At 36.2% G+C, this 6,285-nt stretch carries 7 protein-coding genes; 2 read left to right on the top strand and 5 right to left on the bottom strand.

All coding sequences use genetic code 11. The annotated features are described in order from the left end of the window. Positions 1–350 precede the first annotated feature (350 nt). Entirely contained in the window at positions 351–1,274 is a 924-nt protein-coding gene (locus RYO55_RS09475; protein WP_008602616.1) for a LysR family transcriptional regulator, read from the top strand. Further along, complete coding sequence (locus tag RYO55_RS09480) at positions 1,274–1,702, top strand: hypothetical protein (protein WP_038125714.1); 429 nt, start codon at positions 1,274–1,276, stop codon at positions 1,700–1,702. The genes RYO55_RS09475 and RYO55_RS09480 overlap by 1 nt, the downstream gene beginning before the upstream one ends. Before the next feature lie 149 nt (positions 1,703–1,851). On the opposite strand, the gene RYO55_RS09485 is transcribed toward RYO55_RS09480, so the two are convergent. The 5 genes from RYO55_RS09485 to RYO55_RS09505 all read right to left on the bottom strand — a co-directional run. Continuing rightward, a complete protein-coding gene (locus tag RYO55_RS09485) occupies positions 1,852–2,469 on the bottom strand; it encodes an SAP domain-containing protein (RefSeq protein ID WP_314985284.1) in 618 nt (205 codons plus the stop codon). 146 nt (positions 2,470–2,615) lie between these two features. Continuing rightward, positions 2,616–3,929 (bottom strand): MFS transporter, encoded by a 1,314-nt coding sequence (locus RYO55_RS09490; RefSeq protein ID WP_314985285.1) that lies wholly within the window; start codon positions 3,927–3,929, stop codon positions 2,616–2,618. 188 nt (positions 3,930–4,117) lie between these two features. Beyond that, positions 4,118–4,993 carry a DUF4261 domain-containing protein gene (locus RYO55_RS09495; RefSeq protein WP_314985287.1) on the bottom strand — a complete coding sequence of 292 codons (876 nt, stop codon included), beginning with the start codon at positions 4,991–4,993 and terminating at the stop codon, positions 4,118–4,120. A gap of 159 nt (positions 4,994–5,152) precedes the next feature. After that, positions 5,153–5,659 carry a hypothetical protein gene (locus RYO55_RS09500; protein WP_278605153.1) on the bottom strand — a complete coding sequence of 169 codons (507 nt, stop codon included), beginning with the start codon at positions 5,657–5,659 and terminating at the stop codon, positions 5,153–5,155. Between the two features lie 249 nt (positions 5,660–5,908). Then, the coding region (locus RYO55_RS09505) for a citrate lyase subunit alpha (RefSeq protein WP_314985288.1) at positions 5,909–6,285 on the bottom strand (377 nt) is incomplete at its 5' end.

Below are 6,285 nucleotides of genomic sequence, written 5' to 3' on the forward strand. Positions count from 1 at the left end.
AACACTTGCTTAATCTATCATTATGTTTAGGAATAACAACCATTACAAACTTGCGCACATGAAAAAATAATGCAATAATATATATGTTATATATAATATGGCATTATGTGTGAGCATACTTTTTTGTGATGGGCACAACCATAATTCCTAATATCATAACTTGATATAGCCCTATATGCTAATTATAACGTGCTGGGCCCTATCAACGCAACACATACAGTGACTGTCGCTTTGCCAATATTGCTATCCATGCTTTACATAAAGTAATAGCTAATTGCATTACAGTAATAACTATTCTCATTTAGTTAGGTCACGTCCTATAACCAAGTTTTATTTTTAGGGGGTTAATTATGGATTTTCATCATTTGAAATACTTCGTTGAAGTAGCTGATCAAAAAAGCTTTAGTAAGGCTGCAAGGAATTTACACATCTCCCAATCTGCAATCAGCCGTACAATTAAAGCTTTAGAAGACGAACTTGGTGTTGTTCTCTTCATGCGTAATGCTAAATCTGTAGAACTTACTGATGGGGGTACCATCTTCTTAACCCACGCTAAACGCGTTGTGTTTATGTTTGAACATCTAAAAACTGATTTTGAAAACGAGTTTCGTTTGGAGCAAGGTTCCATCAGAATTGGTATTCCACCAATTACTGATGCTCCCATTTTTGCCCAGTTATTAGGTGAATTTAAAAAAGTATATCCACAAATCGAATTGGAACTCTACGAACAAGGTTCTAAAAAGGTTGAGATCAGCGTTCAGGAAGGTTTAATTGATATTGGCATCATCTGTACTAAACCAAACCCTAAAGAATTTGAATCTTTCTACCTTACGAGTGACCCACTGTCCGTTATCATTCCAAAATCTAGCCCTTTAGCAAAAGAAAAAGAAATTCGCCTAGAAATGCTAGCTGATGAATCCTTTGTATTGCATAAAGACGATTTCAACTTACATGATGAAATCATCAAAGCTTGTAAACACACCGGCTTCCAACCGCATATCGTGTTTGAAACGAGCCAACGTGATCTCATGTTACAAACGGTTAGTGCAAACCTTGCTATCGCATTATTACCATCTCGTCTCTGCCCTGAGGTAGGTGAAAATACGGAGGTTGGTTCTAAGGTTGTCGTAAGACCTCTCGTACCTGAAATTATTCATACCCTTTATGTAATTTGGAAAAAAGGTCATTACCTCTCCCATGCTTCTCGCTTGTGGTTAGACTTTGTAAACTCCAAATTACCATTACCTGGATTACAACTCGAGGATCGTCAATAATGAACAAACCATCTGGGCTCGCATCTAAATTGCGAGCCCTTTTGAAAGCTAAAGAAGCTCCCATGTGGGGCGTTATCATTGTGCTGGTTATCGTTATCATATTCCAGCAAATACAAATCTCTGAATTACAATGGCGTGTCGATGAAGACCACGATGGTTCTACCATCGACAGTGTAGCAGGTCGTCTTTACATTCTTGAAGGGATGGCTAATAAGCATAGCGACCAACTAGACGAAATCCTAAAAGATATTCGTCAACTACAAAATGACGGTGCCAAGTACGACTGGGAACTAAAACAATTACAATGGTTACATCCAGAACTTAAAGTACAACCACCAGAGGCAAACCCACGCCCATTCAAATCCACAGATCTAAACCTCGATATGAATCCTGGGAAAGTGCCTGATGTAACAAAACAAAATCAATAAAGAAATCAGGAATAAATAAAAGCACCTTACATACCTACAAAAGTCATCACAAATGACTCTTCTCATAGGATATAAGGTGCTTTTATCGTTATTCTATTATAGATTTAATTGCTAGTTTTCCCATACATCTCTGCAATGACAAGTTGCTTCTACTTGCGATACCCTTCTAATTTATATGCATATTCACTTAAAAGCTCCTTTGAATAAATTTTTTCATTTTTTGAATCTCTGACCTCTTTCCAAATAATAGATGCTACTTTTAATTTATTCGAATAATTGCCACTAGATTCATCTGCACAAAAATCCTTAAAAAATTGATTCCATTGACAAACCGAATTATCATACTTTGCATAATCTGATTCACCATAATATACTTTCAGCAAATCTCCAATTGTAAAGCTTGTATTTTTTTCACTTTTTACTTTTCTCCAAGCAGTAGCCATATCAGCATTAAATTTAAATCGTGAAACACCTATTAAATCAGAGAAATATTCTCTAAACTTCGTATTAAAGGAAAAATTACATTCAAGTAATGGTGTATCTAAAGTAATAGTTTCCACTTGCCTTCTTCTATTTTTTATTGATGATTTTTTAATTAAATCGCCTTTAAAGTACTGCTCAATAATATGATTAAGTTCTTGTTTTGTTCCCCTATATTCTAATCCTAATGATTTACATATTTGTGAAAGTTCATCACGATACCAATAATATTTTTTAAATTCATCAAATGATGTAATTTCATCAAACTTAGGTCTACACTCTTTCAATATTCTGTCTCCTCAAGTTTAAATAATACTATTTTATAAATTGTAACATAAAATTGAATAGTATCCAAAATCACACCATTGAAGCATTCGTTAAATATTTTCCTATTAAGTTGTCTATAATCTAGTTATCTATAATATAGCTCTACTTAATCCTCTTTATGCTCCATAGATTTTGGAAGTGTCAAAATTAATAGGCCAGCAAGGAACATGCAAGCCCCCATTACATAGTAGCCATAAGCAAAGCTACCAGTATGACCATTGATAAATCCGAGCATATAAGGACCTACCCAGCCCCCCATATTACCTGAAGAGTTAATGAGTCCCATCGCCCCCGCTGCAGCAGCGCCAGATAAGAAGGTTGTTGGCATGGTCCACCATACACCCATACCACCGTAAACACCTACTGCAGTTAAGCATATAAAGAATAAGCTAACTTCTGGAGATGGACTGTGTGGTGTTGCTAAGAAACCAATAGTACCAATGAACAATGTAGTAGCAACGTGCCAACGTTTTTCATTGCGCTTTTCAGAAGAGTAACCACAGTATATTTGTACAAGTAAGGCTGCTGTCATTGGAATAGCAATAGACCACGCTACCACACTTGGTGGCCATCCAGATAAGCTTTTAAGAACTTGAGGCATCCAAAAACTAAAGCCCCAGAAACCAATAACCCACAAGAAATAGATTAACGCTAAACGCAATACTTTTGGGTCTTTTAACGCTTGCCAAATAGTATATTTCTTTAGGGCTTGCTTTTGTTGCTCTTCTTTTTCAAGCTCGGCTTTAATATACACCTTTTCTACATCAGTTACCCAAGATGCATGTTCAGGACGCTCTTTCATCCAGAATGCGAAAATGAACGCAAAGATCACAGCAGGAATAGCTTCAACGATAAAGAGTGTACGCCAACCATGTAGACCAAAGAACGTTGTATCCAATAAAATACCTGCCAATGGCCCACCAATGATGTTAGAGAACAATAAAGATGTCAACATCAAGGAGATTGCCTTCGCGCGCTCCTTTGGCAAGAACCAATTTGGAATGAGTAATGAATAAACTACAGGATATAAAGAAGCCTCACATAGGCCAAGTAAAAATCGATAAACATAAAATTCCAACTCAGTGGTCATCGTCGTCATAAGAATACATACGAGACCCCAGCTAAACATGATACGCGCCACCCAATGCATAGCATTACAACGAGCTGCAATTAAAGATGCAGGCACTTCAAACAAAACATAACCAATAAAGAAAATGCCTGCCCCCATACCAAATACTTCTGGCGTCAACCATGGTAAATTCTCCTTCATAGTCAAGCCTGCATAGGCAATGTTAACGCGATCCAGGAAGGCAATAATAGAAACAATAAACAATGGTAAGACTACGTGAAGCATACGACGTTTCGTAAAATCTCTGAAATTGATATCCCCACTTTGAGGCACTAGTGTAGATGAGTTCATATAATTCCTTTCTACTTATTAAAATATTACATACTTTACCATCTTAAAAGAACAAACGTCCTCTGTCAATGGAATTATATGAAAAATAGAAAATAAAAGCACCTTATATAGTGTCAATACATCTCTATTAAGAGATCATAAACACTACATAAGGTGCTTTCATATTTAATAACAATTACCAAATTATACTACCGAGTTCCAGACGCGTATTCACCCATATTAATATCTAGAACCTCTCGAACCGGTTGAATTAGAGAATCCTCATATTGTACTTTCCACTGAATATCCTGATTCATCTCGCCATTTTGTAACCCCGCAATGGTTTCCCCATCACCTATTGGATTATCATGTTCGAAAATATAATTCAACACATTATAAGCATGAAATACTACATGATTAGGATCTACACCGTGAAAGTGATACTGTAAATCAGGTAAAAATAATGTACTCATACCCACAGAATCTACCATCATATCATTGGTACCTTGAATACTAAAATAACGCACATTTACAGCGTAATACATAAAACGAGTCACATCTTTATCTAGATGATTTTCAATCGATTCACGACTTAAGAACTTACGAGATGGTCCAAATACAACGGCTTTACAAGACGGATATAATTCTAGTAATGCATCTACATACTTTACAAGCATATCTGCACGTTCTTTGGCCGCTAAACCAGAGGCTAACATATCCGTAGCAAACACCCTGTATTGGCACTCTGCTAATAACTCATCCACATTTAGACAATCCCATACCTGACTACGATCAAAATCATCTAATACAGTCTTATCGATTTTCTCACAATTCGTCACCATCAAGGTCGGTGGAATATCTGCATCAGTATCCTCGTAATGCACCTTATAATTCTGAGGTGCAAAACCAGCAGATTCAGCTCCATAACTAAAGCAATCAATAAGGCCCAAATGCTTTGTGAATACCTCTACCATTGCATCGCGAGTAGGCATATCACACTGCTTAGGCATTAATAACTCAACGAAAAACAAACCACCAGGACGAACAGAGTTATCTGTTAGATCTTGCTTAAATACTTGACTCATAGTCACTCTCCTAATTTTTAACTATTTTTTGATGAATGTATCAGTTTATACCATTTTACAATACCCTCAGGGATTAAAAAGCTATTACCCTCTATTTTTTCTTTCGCCCAACTATAAAGTTCATCCGGAGAAATAATATGTATATTATCTATATGAGCATCAACTAAATTTCACATAATATACATCCTTTACTTTATAGTATATCGGATGTTTATAAGTACTACAATTACGTAACCAATGTTTTATAAATAATATAAAGTCTATATTTTGACTACAGGTTAGAGTAATTTCTATATACTGTGACATGACGTTTATATGATTTAAACATAAGGATTCATATTCAGGTTCAAGCTGTTTACTATTCTCTAATGTTTGTAGAAATTTTGCATATAAATAATCAATACTTTCATAACGATTACCGACCTTACAACTTCCCATATCAAATAGGTTACGATAAGAAATATCTCCAGGTAATACAGATATCCAGTTTAAGGCATACTCTGATACGCCAAACACCGTATTTTCTGGATTAGGTCCATCTAAATCATCCTGTAACCAAGCTGATATTATTTGGTACATACTTAGCATTTCATATTCGTCTAGCTCACTATAAAACTCACCTAACCCATCTAGATCAATCTCTAAATTGGCAATACAACGATACATAAAAACTACCTCCTAAAGGTCTCCAATCTTCTTATAGTAAAAGTATAACTATAATCATGTACCATATTTGCCACATTAGACTTTATTTCTATCTTTAAAATTAATAATAAAACAACATATAAATTCAAAAAGACCCACTCCATGGTCCTCGAACTCATGGAGCGGGTCTTTGTATTAACTTATTAGCATGGGATCGTGAGTTGACAGCGGAATCCAAACGGATTCTACCGGACTTCGCCCCCTATTCAATTATAGAGGTTTACGAACCACGTCAAGAATAGAACCATCGCGGTATTCTACAATTGCCACGATGTCTTCGTCTTTGTCGGATACAGGGATATCTTGTGGTTTACCTACTAAGTCAAATGCTAATTGTTGTAATTCTTCGATTGTGTAGATAGGCAAGTTGCTGTCTTTAAAGCGTTCAATCAAATCAGTACGAGCTGGGTTGATTGCAATACCGTATTCAGTAACGAGTACGTCAACGGAGGAGCCTGGTGTAATTACAGTTGCAACTTTGTCACGGATCATTGGCAAACGGCCACGGATCAATGGACAAGTAATAACTGTACATTTAGCACCTGCTGCTGTATCGGAGTGACCGCCAGAAGCGCCCATCAATACAC

The organism is uncultured Veillonella sp. (assembly GCF_963551295.1).
GTDB lineage: Bacteria > Bacillota > Negativicutes > Veillonellales > Veillonellaceae > Veillonella.